Genomic DNA, 15,588 nt, shown 5'->3' on the forward strand with positions numbered 1-15,588 from the left:
TCCGCATCGACGACTGCATCCCGCCCCAGCGCCAGAATGCCCGGCGGGGTCCTCCTAGTAGTTGAGGCAGCGGGAGACGTCGACGCTTGCAGGGCAGACCTCGTCGAACACGACGTCGCCGACAAAGTCGCTGAGATCGACGAGCCAGTCCTCCCGCACCACGACCGTCGGTTCGAGATGAACTCGGTACAGGCAGAACTGGTTGCCGCGGTCGGCCTGGTCGCGCATCCGCCTCGGCCTGTCGTCAACCGCGCGCTCGTACGTGCCGACGTGGAGCGCCTTCGCCCGCTGCCGGTCGACCCACCCGGCGACCCACTCATCGCGACCCATCATCATGCGGGTCTCACACGTGAGGTCCGCTGCCGGGTCGAAATCCCACGTCGGCCAGTCCTGCTGCGTGCTTGTATGGAACCAGCAGAACTGAGCGACCCGGTCGTCGTCGAGCGCGGAGTCGTCGGGATCCACAGTCACCCGGGGCGCAGCCCCTTGCTCGCAGGTCAGGTCGCAGTCGGCGCACTTCTCCCGCTCTGCTCCCAGCGGTCGAACCAGTCCAGGTCGACGACGAACTCATGCCCGCAGCCGCCGCACTGCATGCGCCGATCGCGCCAGAAGACGATCCGTCGTTCCGTGCCTCCAGAAGCACACGTTCGACGTCGGCTTCTTCTGGCCCACCAGCACGGCGACATCATCGAACTCGGTGGCCGGTCTGATGACGATATCCATACCTCGAGTACGGTCCGCCGAGGTGGAGGAGGGACCCCGATGGCCGTTGACACCGTCATCGATATCTCGGCGACTTCTGGCAGTTCGGGCAGAAGTGGGTGCCTCGACCGCCGACCGTAATCCTGACGATCTCGGTGCTGCAACGCACACACTCCTGACCGCCCCGTCCGTAAGCGAGCAGCGCCCTGTCGAAGTACCCGGATTCACCATTGACATTGACGTAGAGGGAGTCGAAGCTCGTCCCACCCACCTGCAGGGCATCGTGCATGACGAGGATCGCCGATTCCAGCACCGAGGCGAGCCGTGACCGTCTGGTCCGGGACGGGTTCGCCAGGGGGTGGACGCCTGCCCGGAACAGGGCCTCATCGGCATAGATATTGCCGATTCCGCTGACGAGGCTCTGATCGAGCAGCGCAGACTTGAGGGCGGTGTTCTTGGCGGTCAGACGATCGACGACGGCCTCGAAGTCGAAAGCCGGTTCCAATGGATCGGCGGCGATATGGGTAGTGCTGGCAGGCACGAAACGCCCGTGCGACCAGGCCAGAGGCTGCACGCCGAGGTGACCAAAGATCCGTTGGTCGACGAAGCGCATCTCGAAGCGCTCGGGGCCTCTGCCCGCATCTCCGACGCCCGCCGAGCCGCTTCCGGTGAAATCCGAGCCGAGCTCGCGTTCGAGGTGAAAGATCGCCCGAGTGTGCTTGTGCATCTCATCGGCAGCGGTCTGCACGCGAAACTGCCCGCTCATGCCCAGATGTACGAGCAGGCTCAGCGCCGGATCGCTCTCCCCCAACGTCAGCCACATGAACTTGCCCCGCCGTTCGGCGGAGACGATGCGCAATCCGGCAAGACTCCGGCTGAAGGTCTCCTCCGCACCGACAGCGATGCGCCGCTGGGAGGTGGTGCCCAGGATCCGCGGGTCGATCACCTCGGCGCGGGTGATGGTCGCACCCGCGGTCCATTCGTGGACGCCGCGGCGGACGCTTTCGACCTCGGGCAGTTCAGGCATCGCAGACCTCCGGGTGAGTCGGGCTCGCCACCCGCGGCCTCAGCGCCGGTAGTCGGGGTAGAGCATGCGGATCGCCTTGACGGCGACTTCCGCGGCTGCCGCCTCGGCGGCCTTCTTCGAGGAGCCATCGCCGGTGCCCCAGCCATTTTCACCGAGCAGGGCGGTCGCGGTGAAGACCATGGCATGGTCGGGACCCGACGACGTGATCTCGTAGCTGACAGCGCCGAGTCCCAGGTCCGCGGCCGCTTCCTGCAGCGTCGTCTTGTAGTCCATCCCCGCGCCGAGGCGGACGGCGTCGATGAGCATGTCGTCGATGAGACGGTGGACGAAGGCGAACGCCGCTTCGCGTCCGGAGGAGACGTAGGTGGCGCCGATGAGGGCTTCGACGGTGTCGGCGAGGATCGAGTCCTTGTCGCGGCCTCCGGTGAGCTCCTCGCCCCGACCGAGCAGGATGTGCCGGCCGATGTCGTGACGACGGGCGATCGACGCCAGCGCCCGGGTGTTGACGACGGCGGAGCGCATCTTCGCCAGCTGTCCCTCGGGCAGGTCGGGATTGTCGTAGTAGAGCGATTCGGTCGCGACGAGCCCCAGTACGGAGTCGCCGAGGAACTCGAGGCGCTCGTTGGTGGGGATGCCTCCGGCCTCGAAGGCGAAGGAGCGGTGAGTCAGGGCAAGACGAAGAGTCTCGGGATCGATATCGATCCCGAGACTCTTCGTCAAGGCTGCTGTGGTATCAGTCTCCACAGCTCAGACGTCAGCGACCTTGCGTCCCTTGTACTCGAGGTACAGCGGGGTGCCGGCTGAGTCTTCGACAACTTTGGCCTGGTGAGGGCGCGAGTACACAACGCGACCGTTCTCCACAGTCTTGACCAGGTTGGGCGCCTGCGCCTTCCACTGCGAACGACGGTGGCGGGTGTTGCTGCGCGACATCTTACGCTTGGGAACAGCCACGTCTAGCTCTCTTTCTTCTCATCCAATAGGTCCTTCAGTGCTGCGAACGGCGATTCTTCCTCGCCGACCTCATCGTCCGGGTCTTCACCCAGAGTGAAGCTGAACTCCTCGCTGTCGTCCGCAACCGGACTGAACGGAAGAGCCATCACCACAGCATCTCTGATCGCGGGCTCGAGGTCGAGCTGATCACGGTCGATGACATAGGAGTCCTCGTCGCCATCGGCCTGCTCATAGACGTACATCTCATTGATGTCGACATCTATAGGCAGCTCGATTTCGTCGAGCGTCCGCACATCTTCGCCGCGGGCCACAGCCGAGACACTGCCCGACACGTAGATCCCCTCCGACACACTCTCGAACATCAGCTCGAGCGCCAGTGGGGAGCCTTCGGCGACCCCGATCACTTCGATCTTCAGATCCGCGGGAGCAGGCAGGGTCGTGTTGACCCTCTCCCATTCACCTGGTCGACCGAGCAATCCCATGGACCTGAGATCGTAAACGAACTCTGATCGCTTCTTCATGCTCGTCCTCCTCACGTGAAATAGGAAGCTGCTCCAGCTTCACACGCGACTCACCATTCTAGTCATGAAGACCGGTCAATACCAACTGCCGCCGAGGTGGTCGAGTGTGCTCCTCATCACCATCTTTCATATCGGTGGCGCCACGTCACCGAACCGGCGAGGACGAGCAGGGCCCCGGAGATCGTGAACACGATGCCCGATCCGGCGACGAGGGTGAGCAGCGACGCCGCCGAGGGGATCGCCACCTGGCTGAGCCGATTGCCGGCCAGGCGGATGGAGAGCACCGCGGCCCGGTTCGCGGGGTCCGACAGGGTCGAGACCCACGTCATCGTCAGCGGCTGGGTCAGCCCGAAGCAGAACCCCGCGACCAGCAGCAGGATCGCCAGGGCCCACGGTTCGATGAGGAACGGGATCGCGATGACGCAGATCCCCGCCACCACCGAGGCGGTCCACAGCAGCGACAGATTGTGCCAGTGACGCGTGAGGACTCCGATGAACAGGCGCGAGACCACGGAGGCCAGGGTCCGCAGGGTCAGCAGCCAGGTCACGGTGGTCACCGACAGACCGTTCTGCTCGCCGATGAGCGGCAGGTAGGCGGTCAGCAGGTCGACGGCGGCGAGCGTGGTCATCGAGGCGAGGATCGCAGGCTTCATCCCCCGCATCGAGAGCAGGGACCAGGGCGTGCGGACGCCCTTGGCCGCCTCGGCGCGGGAGACGTGCGGGGTCCGCCCGCGCAGCATGATCACGAGGCAGGCAAGGAGGGTCAGCGACGAGATCCCGGTCATGAACCACAGCGCCGTCGAGATCTGCGGGGCTCCGGCCGTGGCGTCGGCGACGAGCCCGGCGATGGGCAGGCCGATCGTCTGTCCGATCGAGACGCCGAGGGTGAGGTGGCCGAACTTCGCCGTCAGCCGTGAGGGCGGATAGCTCTGCGGGATCAGCGCCTGGGAGGCGACCGTGGTCAGCAGCTGTCCCAGGCCCAGACTCATCGTGGCGATGAGGAGCACGCCGAGGTTGCCGGCGACGGCGGCGAGGGCGACCGGGGCGATGGACAGGGCCGTGCCGGTCCACAGCACCGCGGTGGCATAGCCGCGGTCGACGAGGCGTCCGACGAAGAGCGCGGTCAGCAGCGGCACGAGGGAGTAGCACGCGGTGAGCAGACCGAGGACGAGCCCCGAGCCGCCGAGCTCCAGAGTGCGGTAGGAGATGAGGACGCGGGCCCCGTTGTAGGTCGCATGGGCGAGAACGGTGTGGGTGACGAGACCGGCGAACCAGTGCCGGGACTGCGGGAGGGCTGCGCTCATCGACTACGCGGCACCCGGCGCCCCGAGGGCTGCGAGGACGACGTCGGGCACGAGCCCGCTGATGTCCCCTCCCCCGGCGTGGACTTCTTTGACCAGGGAGGAGGAGACGTGTTCGAACTCGGGACTGCCGGGGACGAAGATGGTCTCCAGGCTGCTCAGGTGTTTGTTCATCAGCGCCATCGGCAGTTCGTAGGCGAAGTCGGTGCCCGAGCGCAGACCCTTGACCACGGCCGGAGCCCCCACGTGCGCGCAGTAGTCGACGAGGAGTCCCCCGGCGACGGTGTCGATCGAGATGTTGTCGGCCTCGCGAGTGCGCTCATCCGCGGCCAGGCTCGCCTCGATGAGCTCGGCGCGCTGCTCCGGGGCGAAGCGCCCCGACTTCGCGGGGTTGTGGACGACGGCCACGACCACCTCGGTGAACAGCCGCGCGCTGCGGGCGATGACGTCGAGATGACCCATGGTGATCGGGTCATAGGAACCGGGGCAGACGACCTTCATGGCTTCATCGTATCCCCCGTCCGCGACCAGAATTCCACGGACACGATTGGATAACGATGTCGGACAATGCGGCTTGCGAGGACTGTGACCCTCCAGTGTTGGATGAGAGGTGCGTCACACATACGTGCCGATGCCCAACCGAAAGGGAAAGCAATGAAAGCCACGAAGAGGCTCGCCGCGGCGACTTCGGCCCTCGCCCTCACCTTCACCCTGGGTGCCTGCGGCGGCAGCGACTCCGATAAGAGCACGCTCCAGAAGGCCATCGACGAAGGCAAGGTCACTGTCGGCTTCGCCGGCGAGGCACCCTACAGCTTCGAGGAGAAGGGAGAGCTGACAGGTGCTTCCGTCGCCTTGGCGAAGGAGATCTTCACGCGCCTCGACGTCAAGGAGGTCGACGGGGTCAACACGGAGTTCGGCTCCCTCATTCCTGGTCTCAACGCCGAACGCTTCGATGTCATCTCCGCGGGCATGTCGATCCTGCCCGAGCGGTGCGAGCAGGCGTCCTTCGGGAATCCGGAGTTCATGTACACGACCGCCCTGATGACCAAGAAGGGGAAGGGCGAGGGGCTGAAGAGCCTCGACGACGTGAAGGCGAAGGGCCTCAAGCTCGCCACCATGACCGGCGCCATCGAATCCGACTACGCGAAGTCGCTGGGCATCGAAGCCCAGCAGGTCGGCACCCCGCAGGACGGCATGGACGCCGTCACCACGGGTCGCGCGGATGCCTTCGCCCTGACCGGCATCTCGCTCAACTGGATGGCGAAGAACAATCCGGACGCCGATGTCGAGGTCACCGAGTCCTTCGTCCAGGAGATCGACGGAGTGCCGCAGGTCGGTGCCGGCGCCACCGTCTTCCGCAGCGACGACAAGGAGCTCGTGGACGCGTGGAACGCCGAGCTCGACAAGCTCGTGTCCAGCGAGGAGGAGTATCTCAAGATCGTCGGAGACTTCGGCTTCACCGCCGAAGAGCGTCCCGACGGGTCGATCACCACCGAGCAGCTTTGTGCAGGAGACCTGCCTGGGGCGCAGTCGTAGTCCGGCGCCGAGCACAGACCATGACCGAGAATCTCACATCGGTCCTGGATTTCCTCCCGCAGCTGTGGGAGGGAATCCAGGTCACGCTCATCCTCACCCTCGCCGGTGCGCTCGGCGCGATGATCATCGCCCTCGTGCTCGGGCTGTCGATGACGTCGAACCACGCCTGGCTGCGGATCCCTGCCCGGATCATCGTCGAGTTCTTCCGCGGCACCTCGCTGCTCGTGCAGCTGTTCTGGCTCTTCTACGTCCTACCGCTGCTCGGAGTGGAGCTCGATCCGATGTCATGCGGAATCGGTGCGCTGGCGCTCAACTACGGGGCCTATTCCGCCGAGGTGGTCCGCTCCTCCATCCTCACCGTCGCCCGCGGGCAGTGGGAGGCCGCGATCGCCCTCAGCCTGTCCCCGGCCCGGAGGATGATCCGCATCATCTTCCCTCAGGCGTGGGCGCTGATGATCCCGTCGTTGGCGACTCTGCTCATCCAGCTCCTCAAGGGAACAGCGGTCGTCTCCTTCATCACCCTCCAGGACCTCACCGACAAGATCAATCAGCTGCGCATGTCGACCAACGACACTTTCTTCTCCTTCACGGTGGGTCTGATCATCTACTTCGTCATCGCCTGGATCCTCCAGGAGTCGATGAACCTCCTCGAACGCCGGGCCACCGCGCGTCTGGGCCGCACCCGGCCGAACTCGCGCACCGAGAGACGTCTGGCGCGCAGGCTCGCCCGCGGCGAAGGCGGGCGGCATGACGCCGAGACCGCCGGAACCGATCCGAACGGCGCCGGCGGGCCGGGCAGCTCGGGCGGTCCGACCGGTGGGCCACATGGTGCCGGCCGCGGGGTGAGCCCATGATCTGGAACTGGGAATTCGCCGCCGAGGCTCTTCCGCTGCTGCTGCGCGGCTTCGGCAACACCCTGATCGCCACCGTCGCCGGCACGGTCATCGCCGCCATCCTCGGTCTGGTCATCGCCGTCGCCATCCGCGGGCTGCCCCGGTCGGTGAACTGGATCGTGAGGCTGCTGCAGGCGTTCATCCGCAACACTCCCCTGGTCGTCCAGCTGCTGTTCATCTACTACCTGTTCGCGGGCATCCCCGGGCTCGTCGATGTGCCGGCACTGGTCATCGGCATCATCGTCATCGGCGTCCACTACGCCACCTACATGTCGGAGAGCTACCGGGCCGGCATCGACGCGGTGCCGCAGGGCCAGCGGGAGGCGGCCATCGCCCTGTCGCTGCCGCCCGTGCGCACCTTCCGGGACGTCATCCTCCCGCAAGCTCTGCGGGCGACGATTCCGTCGCTGGGCAACTACGCGGTGGCGATGTTCAAGGACACCCCGTTCCTGTTCGCCATCTCCGTGATCGAGCTCGTCACCACGGCCCAGCAGTTCGGTGCCGCTAAGTTCGCGTACACGGAGGCCTTCACCCTGGCCGGTCTCATCTTCCTGGCCGCCAGCTACCCGACATCCCTGCTCATCCAGAGATTGGAGCGGCGCCTTGCCACCTACTGAGAACACGCCTGCCATCGAGTTCAAGGACGTCGAGAAGAGGTTCGGGACCACCACCGTGCTCAAGAACCTCAACTTCACGATCAGTCCCGGCGAGCGCGTCACGCTCATCGGTCCCAGCGGTTCCGGGAAGACGACGATCCTGCGGCTGATCATGACCCTGGAGGAACTCACCGGCGGATACATCTTCATCGACGGGCAGCCGCTGACGCATACGGAGAGGAACGGGAAGCGGGTCGAGCTGCCATCGAAGACCACCCGTGCCATGACGACCCGCATCGGCATGGTGTTCCAGCAGTTCAACCTCTTCCCCAACATGACGGTGCTCGAGAACATCATCGAGGCGCCCATCCATGTGCTGAAGAAGTCGAAGGACCAGGCGGTGTCGGACGCGCGCGAACTCCTCGCCAAGGTCGGCCTGGCGGAGAAGGCGGACGAGCACCCCTCCCGGCTCTCTGGAGGTCAGCAGCAGCGCGTGGCGATCGCCCGCGCGCTGGCGATGAGTCCCGAGATCCTCCTGCTCGACGAGGTGACCTCGGCGCTGGACCCGGAGCTCGTCGGCGACGTCCTCTCCGTGCTGCGGACGATCGCGGAGACGACTGACATCACGATGCTGCTGGTCACCCACGAGATGCAGTTCGCCCGGGAGGTCTCAGACCGGGTGATGATGTTCGACGGCGGTCAGGTCCTTGAGGAGGGTCCCCCGAGCCAGATCTTCTCCTCACCGCGGCACGACCGGACCCGGTCATTCCTCTCCAGCGTCCAGTAGCCTCAGGAGGACTGATCCGCACGGCCCGGGATGTCGATTGCCAGGGAGGCAATGGTCGAATTGCGGCGGTGAAACCGACCATCTGCTACCGGAAAAACCCGGTCGTCAGCTCTGATGGCGGCTGCCGGTCGGGCTCAGGACGCCTCTTCGAGCTGGACGAAGTGGACGGCGGTTTCGCCGAAGGTCTTCGAGCGGAAGACCTCCAGCCCGGCGGGCATCGTCGGCTCGGGTGAGCGGGTGGAGCGTTCGACCACGATGATGGATTCCTTGTCGATGACCCCGGCGAGGAGTCCGAGGATCTGCGTCACCGCATCCTCGCCCAGGGGGTAGGGCGGATCCATGAAGACGAGGTCGAACACCCGATCGCGCGCCCCCGGCTGACCGCGCCCTTCCGTCCGCTCGGGCACTCCCGCCCGACCGCGCAGGCCGGCGAGGAACGTCACCACGTCGACGGTGTGGATGCGCACCGAGTGTGCGATGCCCATCTTCTGCGCGTTCGCAGCGATCGCTCGCGCCGATGCGGAAGCCGAATCGACGAAGTCGGACTCGGCGGCGCCGCGCGACATCGCCTCGAGCCCGAGCCCGCCGGAGCCGGCGAAGAGGTCGAGCACGTTCGCGGCCCTCACCACGCCGTAGCCCTCGAGCATCGAGAACAGGGACTCCTTGACCCGGTCCGAGGTCGGTCGAGTGTTCGCCCCGCCCGGCGTGACCAGTCGGCACCCTTTGTGCGCTCCTGCGATGATCCTCATTGTTCCTCAGCTCGCCTCGATGAAATGTGCCGCCTCGGCGGGCAGGATCCGTCGGATCAGCCTCCGCAGCGCCGGCAGCGACGACAGGTCCGGATCGACCTCGACGATCTTCTCCGCGAATGACCGGGCATGCTCGATGACCGCGGCATCGCGCAGCACCGACAGATGCCGCAGCGATGAGCCGCCCCACTGGGATGCCCCGAGGACGTCGCCCTCTCCCCTGCTGTCGAGGTCGTATTCGGCGAGGACGAACCCGTCGAGGGTGCCGGCCACCGCCTGGATGCGTTCGAAGCCCGGTTCCTCCTCGGGCCGGTTGGTGAGCAGGAAGCAGGTCGCGGCACGTCCGTCACGTCCGACCCTGCCTCGCAGCTGATGCAGTTGGGCGACTCCGAAGCGATCGGCTTCGTGGATGATCATCATCGTCGCCCGCGGCACGTCGATGCCCACCTCGATGACGGTGGTGGCGACGAGCACATCGAGTTCACCGGTGAGGAAGTCGTTCATCACCCGGTCCTTCTCCGCCATCGGCATCTTCCCGTGCATGAGCCCGATGGACAGTCCGGCCAGTTCGGGGGCGCGGGTCATCCGCTCCCGGATCTCCTCCACCCCGATGAACTGCTCGACCCGCCCGCTCTCCAGGTCCTCGACCTCGGTGTTCTCGATCCGCGGTGCCACGACGAAGCCACCCTCGCCCCGTCGCACGGTGTCGGCGAGGAGCTGATGGATGCGGGAGAGCCAGGCCGGGTGGTCGGCCAGGGACACCGCATGGGTGGTGACGTCCTTGGGCCCGGCCGGCATTTCGTCCAGGGTGCTGACGTCGAGGTCGGCGAACACGGTCATCGCCACGGTCCGCGGGATCGGCGTCGCCGACATCACGAGCGTGTGGGGGACGGTCAGCCCCGCCTTCGACCGCAGCGCCTCACGCTGCTCGACCCCGAAGCGGTGCTGTTCGTCGACGACGATGAGTCCGAGTTCGGCGAACATCGTCGTCTCCGACATCAGGGCGTGGGTGCCGACGACGATGTCGATCTGCCCGGCGGCCAGGTCGAGGGCCAGCTGGCGGCGTTCCCGGGCGGGCATCGATCCCGTCATCAGGGCCACCCGCACCTGATCGTCCTCGGCCAGCAGCGGACTCAGCGCCATCTGCTCGCCGAGGAGCCCCTCGATCGAGCGGAAATGCTGAGTCGCGAGCACCTCGGTGGGGGCGAGCATCGCCGCCTGCGCACCCGAGTCGACAGCGGTGAGCATCGCCCGCAGGGCCACCACCGTCTTTCCCGAGCCCACGTCGCCGTGGAGGAGTCGGTGCATCGCGGTGCTGCGGGCGAGGTCGCGGGAGATCTCCTCCCCGACCCTCACCTGTGAGGCGGTGAGCGCGAAGGGAAGGTTCGCCTCGAAGCGTCTGCTCCGCGCACCGACGTCGAACAGCGGGGTGGCCGAGAGCTGTTCGTAGTCGGCCTTGCGGGAGACGAGTTCGGTCTGCAGGGCCAGCGCCTCCTCCCACTTCCAACGCTGCTGCGCCCGCTCCATGTCCGCCTGGGTTCGTGGCCGGTGCATGTCGCCCAGCGCGGTCCGCAGATCCGGGAGGTCGAGCTGTTCGCGCATCCCGGTGGGCAGCGGGTCCTCGAACTCCACCGGATCGGCGACGTCGAGGAGCACCTTGATCGCCTTCCACAGCCGCGACTGGGCGATGCCCTTGACCCGCGAGTAGACGGGGAAGGGCGAGCTGAGGTCCTCCGGGGTCCAGGTCTCATCGTGCTCGTCGCGATTGAGCCATACGGGGGACTTGAGGGTCAGCTGTCCGCGGAACTCCTCGACGGTGCCGGCGAAGACCACGACGAGTCCCGGCGTCAGCTGCTGCTGCAGCCATTGCTGGTTGAAGAACGCGATCTTCATCGTCATCGCACCGTCGTTGATGAGCACCGTGGTCAGGCTCGGCGGCCGCTTCTGCCCCGTCCGGCGCTCGAGCATCCGGGTGTCCACGGACAGCACCTCGGCCTGGACGATCGCGGTCTCCCCGATGGGCAGCCCGCCGAAGGGGGTCTTCTCCCCCGGGACCAGGAACCGGCGCGGGAAGAAGTGCAAGAGGTCACCGACGGATTCGATTCCCCGCTTCCGCAGGAAACCGAGGTCGCGTTTGGTGAAGTAGTCGTCGAGGCGCGCGCTCATTCGACTCCCATGGTCAGCAGCGTCGACCGATCGCGCGCGTCGATCTCCTGCAGCCTCACCTGCGCATGGGACTTGCGCAGCCACCTGCGCAGATGCGCGAGCACACCGGGAGGGCAGTCGAGCCCGGTGATGACCGTGAGGAGCTCGCCGCCGGCGCCGAGGAGGCGCTCGGCCAGCTTCTCGACGAGAGTCTCCAGCTCCGTGCTCTGGGACTTCGGCTTGCCCTCGATGAGGACCCGATAGAACCGCGAGGGGTGGTGCTGCTCGGCCTCGAGCATCTGTGCATCGATGAGCGGAAGCGCTCCCGTCGGCGGATTCGCCGCCAGCTGCTCGGCGGACACGATCGTCCCCACCCGGGTCGAACTGGCGGCCTCGGTCATATCGGCGAAGATCTCGTCGGCCGGGGCGAAGGGATCGTAGACGGCCAGGGCGGAGAGCAGGGTCGCGACGTTGCGGGAACGTACAACTCGGGCCCCCGACACTCCGGTCAGCGACTTCAGCCTGGTCGTCGAGCTGGGGACGACGATGACGTTGCGGTCCTCGGTGGCGACGATCTCGGCCACCGCCTCGGCGAGGTCACCGGCACCGGGCACCAGGGCCGTGGCGCCGTTGAGGGCGCAGTGCATGAGCAGGCCGGTTCCCGCGACGACCGCCACGAGGCGGGTCTCGCCCTCCTCCTCGTGCAGGCGCAGGTCCTCCATGTCCAGGCGAAGGATGCCGCGGGAGGCGAGGACGTCGAGGATCTCGGCAGCGCCCGCTTCGTCCTCGATGTGCACATGGACCTTGGGCCCGTTGACGACGATCGAGGTCCCGCCGAGAGCGTCGAGCTCCTCGCCCAGCGAACTGTCGCACTCGGCGGTGAGGATCGCGACGATCTCGAGTTCATCCGCCCGCGCCTGGTGGATGACACGGGGGGACTTTGCGACCTCGACGAGCATCGAGTCCTGCGGAGTGCGCCCGGTGACCGTGGCGTAGAGGAGGTCGAAGAGTTCGACGACACCGGTGGAGCCGGCATCGACGACATCGGCTTCGCTGAGCACGTTCAGCTGCGACGTGGTCTCCCGCAGTGCCGCGCGGGAGCGGAGGCGAACGGCGGAGACGAGTTCGACGAGGTCAGCCCCGGCATCGGCCTTCTCGCGGGCCTCGGCGGCCATCGCGTCGAGGACGGTGAGCATGGTTCCGTCGACCGGACGGGCCACCGCCTGCCGGGCGCGGACCGAGGCGAGTTCGAGGGCATCGGCCATGGATTCAGTATCGGCGACGGTGACGCCTTCGAGCGCATCGGCGACCCCGCGCAGGGCCACCGACAGGATCAGGCCCGAGTTGCCCCGCGCGCCACGGCTCGCCCCGGTGGCGACTGCGGCGACCACGTCGGGCAGGGTGACGGGGCCCGTGAGCTCCTCGACGGCGAGGTAGGCGCTGCGCAGGGTGTGGTACATGTTCGTGCCGGTGTCGCCGTCGGGAACGGGAAAGACATTGAGCTCGTCGATCTCCGCGCGTTCGCGGCGCAGGCGATCGACGGCGCGCCGCGCCCATCTGGCCGCGAGGCGCCCGTTGAGTCCGACCGCGAGATTGGATCCGTTCATGTCACTTCCCGAAATGGCTGAAGCCGCTCGTCGGCACCTCTTCGCCGTCGAGGCTGACGCCGCTGCCGGCCGTCACTTCTCCGATTCTCCGCCAGCCTACCGGAGGAGCAGCCGAGGCCGGCGCCGCCGCGAGGAAGCCGTGGTCCTCTCCCCCGCCGAGCACCCATTTGAGGGCCAGCGCCTCGGCGTCGCCGGTCTCCCGGAGCGCGAGCAGTCGTCGGGCGGCGGGCAGCAGGTCGTCGATGAGCGGCTGCAGGCGCTCGCGTTCGATGCGGATGTGGACGGAGGAGGCCTCGGCGACGCGGCGCAGGTCCGTGCTCAAGCCGTCGGAGACGTCGATCATCGCCGAGGCGACCGGCCGGATCGCGGGAATCGCGGAGTAGTCCGGCTGCGGGGACAGCTGGGTGCGGATGAGCGAGGCGAGAGCCTCATCATCGCGTTCACCGGCGAAGAGCAGGTCGAGACCCGCCGCTGCCCGACCGACGGTGCCGGCCAGGTACACGAGATCGCCAGGCTCCGCGCCAGCCCGGGTGACCGCCCCTCCGGTAGTCCGCGTCGCCTCAGTGCCCGGCGCGCTTGCTTCGGCGACCCTCGTCGCCCCAGTGCCGGACTCGCCCGCCTCGGTGTCCGCGGTGACCGTGCCCAGGGCGGTGATCGCGACGACGATGAGCTCCGACGACGAGAGGTCTCCCCCGATGATCGGGACTTCGCAGCCGAGTTCGTCACCGGCGCGGGTGGCCTCGGTGACGATGCCGGAGAACAGAGCTTCGAGATCGGCGATCTCGGTCGCATCCGGCACGGCCAGAGAGACGAGCAGTCCGTGGGGTTCGGCTCCCATCGCGCAGACGTCGGCGAGGTTCTGGGCGGCGGCCTTGATGCCCAGACGGTTCCAGTCCAGCCAGTCGCGGGTGAAGTCCTGGTTCTCGACGAGCATGTCCGCCGTCGACACGAGATTCCCGCGCATCGCGGTGACTGCGGCGTCGTCTCCTGGTCCGACGATCACCTGTGCTCCGCTGCGGTTGTGCCTGAGTATGCGGGAGAGAACGTGTGATTCGCCAAGTTCGGACAGTCGGGTCATGGTCCAAGGTTATCCGGGAGATACGGTAGTTCCATGACTTCACGCCGTGTCCTCGCCGCCTCTTCGTCCCGGCGCCGTTCGGCTCCGATCGCCGCGGGCGCCGTCGTCTTTGCGTTGGCAGGGCTGAGCTTGGCAGGCTGCGCCTCGACGGTCATCGTGGAGGCGGCTCCCGACGCACAGAACCCCAAGTGCGCGGAGATCATGCTCCGCCTGCCCGATGAGGTGTCCGGGGAGAAGGAGCGCCAGACCTCCTCTCAGGGCACGGAGGCGTGGGGCGATCCGAGCATCGCGGTGCTGCGCTGCGGGGTGACTCCCCCGGGGCCCACCACGGATCCCTGCGTGAGCGTCGGAAACGTCGACTGGATCTCCCGGCCTTCGGAGGAGGGCGACACCTGGCGCTTCACCAGCTACGGTCGCACCCCTGCCGTCGAGGTCCTCGTCAACCGCAAGTCCGAATCGGGTGCGAACGTGCTCGCTGCCGTGTCCCCGGCCCTCGAGCCGATGCCCGCCGAGGCGAAGTGCGTGGGCGCCGAGGACGTCAACGGCTAGCCGACGGCTCCACCCACCGCCGACCGGGAGCGCGCGTGGTCGCTCAGGGCGATGCCGATGAGTTCGCTGATCAGGTCCGTGTAGTCGAGCCCAGTGTTGGCCCACATGAATGGATATGCCGAGGTCGGGGTGAAACCGGGCAGCGTGTTGATCTCGTTGATGAGCACCTCGCCCGACTCCGTGACGAAGGTGTCGACCCGGGACAGTCCGGTGCAGTCGAAGAGCCGGAACACCTGCGCCGAGAGCTCCCGGATGCGTGCGGTCGTGGCCTCGTCGACACGCGCCGGGCAGGTGAGCTCGGCATCGGCGAGGTCGAGGTACTTCGCCTCGAAGTCGTAGAAGTCGTGATCTCCGGAGACTTCGATCTCCCCCGGCAGCGAGGTGCGCAGCTCGGCGTCGTGGAGGGACCCGAGCACGGCGCACTCGATCTCCCGGCCGTAGACCTGGGGTTCGACGATGACCTTCGCATCGTGTTCGAAGGCCGCCCGCAACGCCGCGTCCAGTCCGGCTGCGGACTCGACGCGGCTGACGCCCATCGATGAGCCTGCCCGGGCGGGTTTGACGAAGACGGGGAAGCCCAGGCCCGCGATCCGCGCCTCGGCGTCGGCCCGATCGGCGACCCACATCGGCTCCGTCACGAGCTCCCAGGGGCAGGTCGGGATCCCCGCCTGGGCCATGAGCGATTTGGTGTAGTGCTTGTCCATGCTCGCCGCCGAGGCGAACACCCCGGAACCGACGAACGCGGTGTCGCTGAGCTCGAACAGACCCTGGATCGTCCCGTCCTCACCGTACTGACCGTGCAGCAGCGGGAAGAACACGTCGACGGAGTCGAGTTCGGTCACGGCACCGGTTTCGTCGCGCTGCAGCAGCGGCGCCCCCGTGGCGGAGACGGTCGGGATCACCTCGGTGCCGTTGTCAACGACTTCGGGCATGTCGGCCGGGTCGAAGTGCATGCTCGCCCAGTCCTCGACGATGCGCCAGACACCGGTCCTCGTGATGCCGATCGGCAGCACCCGGTATGCCGTCTCGTCGATGGCCCTGATCACTCCGGCGGCGGTGACGCAGCTGACGGAGTGTTCGCTGGATCGTCCTCCGAAGAGAACTGCGACGAGTGGCCGGGGATCAGTGTCTGGCATATCTGTCCTT

18 protein-coding genes are annotated in these 15,588 nt (G+C 67.0%); 5 read left to right on the forward strand and 13 right to left on the reverse strand.

Annotation, left to right across the window (positions count from 1 at the left end):
* Positions 1–54 precede the first annotated feature (54 nt).
* From RIT73_RS05160 to coaD, 8 genes are all read right to left on the reverse strand, one after another.
* Entirely contained in the window at positions 55–471 is a 417-nt protein-coding gene (locus tag RIT73_RS05160) for a hypothetical protein (protein ID WP_309130987.1), read from the reverse strand.
* A 96-nt stretch (positions 472–567) separates the two neighbouring features.
* Positions 568–723, reverse strand: a complete 156-nt coding sequence (locus RIT73_RS05165) for a hypothetical protein (RefSeq protein WP_309130988.1) — start codon at positions 721–723, stop codon at positions 568–570.
* A 55-nt stretch (positions 724–778) separates the two neighbouring features.
* Complete coding sequence (gene mutM / locus RIT73_RS05170) at positions 779–1,729, reverse strand: bifunctional DNA-formamidopyrimidine glycosylase/DNA-(apurinic or apyrimidinic site) lyase (RefSeq protein ID WP_309130989.1); 951 nt, start codon at positions 1,727–1,729, stop codon at positions 779–781.
* Between the two features lie 39 nt (positions 1,730–1,768).
* A complete protein-coding gene (rnc, locus tag RIT73_RS05175) occupies positions 1,769–2,473 on the reverse strand; it encodes a ribonuclease III (protein WP_309130990.1) in 705 nt (234 codons plus the stop codon).
* Between the two features lie 3 nt (positions 2,474–2,476).
* Entirely contained in the window at positions 2,477–2,680 is a 204-nt protein-coding gene (gene rpmF / locus RIT73_RS05180) for a 50S ribosomal protein L32 (protein ID WP_113902693.1), read from the reverse strand.
* 2 nt (positions 2,681–2,682) lie between these two features.
* The gene (locus tag RIT73_RS05185; protein WP_309130991.1) at positions 2,683–3,201 is read right to left on the reverse strand and encodes a DUF177 domain-containing protein; all 519 of its coding nucleotides are present in this window, start codon (positions 3,199–3,201) and stop codon (positions 2,683–2,685) included.
* Positions 3,202–3,317: 116 nt separating this feature from the next.
* Entirely contained in the window at positions 3,318–4,505 is a 1,188-nt protein-coding gene (locus RIT73_RS05190; protein WP_309130992.1) for an MFS transporter, read from the reverse strand.
* Between the two features lie 3 nt (positions 4,506–4,508).
* Positions 4,509–5,003 (reverse strand): pantetheine-phosphate adenylyltransferase, encoded by a 495-nt coding sequence (coaD, locus tag RIT73_RS05195; protein ID WP_309130993.1) that lies wholly within the window; start codon positions 5,001–5,003, stop codon positions 4,509–4,511.
* Between the two features lie 153 nt (positions 5,004–5,156).
* Here coaD and ehuB point away from each other — a divergent pair, with 153 nt between their 5' ends.
* From ehuB to ehuA, 4 genes are read left to right on the forward strand one after another with little or no spacing between them, the layout of a single operon-like run.
* On the forward strand, positions 5,157–6,038 hold the full coding sequence (gene ehuB, locus RIT73_RS05200; protein ID WP_309130994.1) for an ectoine/hydroxyectoine ABC transporter substrate-binding protein EhuB: 882 nt from the start codon (positions 5,157–5,159) through the stop codon (positions 6,036–6,038).
* A 20-nt stretch (positions 6,039–6,058) separates the two neighbouring features.
* Complete coding sequence (gene ehuC, locus RIT73_RS05205; protein WP_309130995.1) at positions 6,059–6,892, forward strand: ectoine/hydroxyectoine ABC transporter permease subunit EhuC; 834 nt, start codon at positions 6,059–6,061, stop codon at positions 6,890–6,892.
* On the forward strand, positions 6,889–7,548 hold the full coding sequence (gene ehuD / locus RIT73_RS05210; RefSeq protein WP_309130996.1) for an ectoine/hydroxyectoine ABC transporter permease subunit EhuD: 660 nt from the start codon (positions 6,889–6,891) through the stop codon (positions 7,546–7,548). The genes ehuC and ehuD overlap by 4 nt, the downstream gene beginning before the upstream one ends.
* Positions 7,535–8,314 carry an ectoine/hydroxyectoine ABC transporter ATP-binding protein EhuA gene (gene ehuA, locus RIT73_RS05215; protein ID WP_309130997.1) on the forward strand — a complete coding sequence of 260 codons (780 nt, stop codon included), beginning with the start codon at positions 7,535–7,537 and terminating at the stop codon, positions 8,312–8,314. Before ehuD ends, ehuA begins: the two co-directional genes overlap by 14 nt.
* A 134-nt stretch (positions 8,315–8,448) precedes the next feature.
* On the opposite strand, the gene RIT73_RS05220 is transcribed toward ehuA, so the two are convergent.
* Genes RIT73_RS05220 through RIT73_RS05235 form a run of 4 tightly spaced genes read right to left on the reverse strand, consistent with a single transcriptional unit; the run spans position 8,449 to position 13,893 of the window.
* Positions 8,449–9,063, reverse strand: a complete 615-nt coding sequence (locus RIT73_RS05220; RefSeq protein ID WP_309130998.1) for an RsmD family RNA methyltransferase — start codon at positions 9,061–9,063, stop codon at positions 8,449–8,451.
* A 6-nt stretch (positions 9,064–9,069) separates the two neighbouring features.
* Entirely contained in the window at positions 9,070–11,229 is a 2,160-nt protein-coding gene (locus RIT73_RS05225; protein ID WP_309130999.1) for an ATP-dependent DNA helicase RecG, read from the reverse strand.
* On the reverse strand, positions 11,226–12,815 hold the full coding sequence (locus RIT73_RS05230) for a DAK2 domain-containing protein (protein WP_309131000.1): 1,590 nt from the start codon (positions 12,813–12,815) through the stop codon (positions 11,226–11,228). The genes RIT73_RS05225 and RIT73_RS05230 overlap by 4 nt, the downstream gene beginning before the upstream one ends.
* A 1-nt stretch (position 12,816) precedes the next feature.
* A complete protein-coding gene (locus tag RIT73_RS05235) occupies positions 12,817–13,893 on the reverse strand; it encodes a thiamine-monophosphate kinase (protein WP_309131001.1) in 1,077 nt (358 codons plus the stop codon).
* Positions 13,894–13,926: 33 nt separating this feature from the next.
* Between RIT73_RS05235 and RIT73_RS05240 the strand changes: the two genes are divergently transcribed.
* Complete coding sequence (locus tag RIT73_RS05240; protein WP_309131002.1) at positions 13,927–14,442, forward strand: DUF3515 domain-containing protein; 516 nt, start codon at positions 13,927–13,929, stop codon at positions 14,440–14,442.
* Here the strand turns inward: RIT73_RS05240 and RIT73_RS05245 are convergent.
* Positions 14,439–15,578, reverse strand: a complete 1,140-nt coding sequence (locus RIT73_RS05245; RefSeq protein ID WP_309131003.1) for a D-alanine--D-alanine ligase family protein — start codon at positions 15,576–15,578, stop codon at positions 14,439–14,441. The two genes, RIT73_RS05240 and RIT73_RS05245, sit on opposite strands and share 4 nt — an antisense overlap.
* Positions 15,579–15,588 lie beyond the last annotated feature (10 nt).

Origin of the sequence: Brevibacterium sp. (genome assembly GCF_031179145.1) — a bacterium.
In the GTDB taxonomy this organism is placed as follows: Bacteria; Actinomycetota; Actinomycetes; order Actinomycetales; family Brevibacteriaceae; genus Brevibacterium.